1 protein-coding gene is annotated in these 998 nt (G+C 60.6%); it reads left to right on the forward strand.

Going from position 1 to position 998, the window contains the following annotated elements; all coding sequences use genetic code 11:
• Positions 1-99: 99 nt before the first annotated feature.
• Positions 100-519, forward strand: coding sequence for an integration host factor subunit alpha (locus AWB67_RS38470; protein ID WP_235025625.1), 420 nt, complete (start codon positions 100-102; stop codon positions 517-519).
• Positions 520-998 lie beyond the last annotated feature (479 nt).

Consider the following 998-nt stretch of genomic DNA (forward strand, 5'->3'; position numbering starts at 1 on the left):
GCGACGGGTGGTGCTGTTTCGCGCCAGCCGGATCCTGAAGTTTCGATTGCGCCGCATCAACGATCACAACGACTAAGCTAAAGGAGGGTAAGAGGCATCATGCCGCCGCTTTTTGATACGTCCAGAATCCGAATGAACCCAAGAGATGAAACCACCGAGGTGGCACACAGGCTGAACTTCCATGAGGGGCTGCCGAGGCAGGCGGCGCACGTCGGCCAGCCGGCGTTCATTAGGGCGCATTTGATCGAGCGGCTCAGCGCTCGGCTTGGGCTCGACAAATCTGATGCCCATGCGCTGGTGGACGCGTTTTTTGAGCTGATCATGCAGGCGCTAGGAGACGGCGAAACGGTCGGACTGTCGGGGTTCGGCTGCTTTCAGGTGCGCGATAAACGTGCGCGACCCGGGCGGAATCCGAAGACGGGGACCGCGGTCCCTGTTGCGCCGCGACGGGTGGTGCTGTTTCGCGCCAGCCGGATCCTGAAGTTTCGATTGCGCCGCATCAACGATCACAACGACTAAGGCACCGCAGCCTCGCGCGCGGCCCGCAGGTCACATTGTCGAGCAGGGCGCAGATAGCTTGCAATATGCTTTCGAACACGCTTTAATTGGGCTGTCTGCATTCCAGCGTGAATCGAACGCTCTTATTAAAGGACCTTGTCGTGCGCTTTGCTTTGAATCGCTCTTTCACGCCGCTTTGTCTTCCGTCTCTGGTCGGAACGGCGGGCTGTACGCGTGAAGGATCGGAGACAGCGAAAAGCACTCGGAGCCGCGCGTGTCCGGCGGACAAGTCAGCAATTCCTTCCGCCCGGCTCGCCTGACAACCAAACGTCAGACGCAGGCCGGGCTCACCCCTCCAAGCAAACCACGTCTCTGACGGAGCGGCGTCCGCCGTACGGGCACGCCTGTCCCGACCTACGCGTACGCCTTCGTTAAGCCGTGGGACATTATCCAACGCGAACTGCCTCGTGCCGCTTTTCTGGCGGTGTGGTCGCTATCGC

The organism is Caballeronia terrestris, assembly GCF_001544515.1.
In the GTDB taxonomy this organism is placed as follows: Bacteria; Pseudomonadota; Gammaproteobacteria; order Burkholderiales; family Burkholderiaceae; genus Caballeronia; species Caballeronia terrestris.

Coding starts and splice junctions, on each gene's coding strand:
- AWB67_RS38470 (WP_235025625.1), top strand. CDS start 100: ATGCCGCCGCTTTTTGATACGTCCAGAATCCGAATGAACCCAAGAGAT.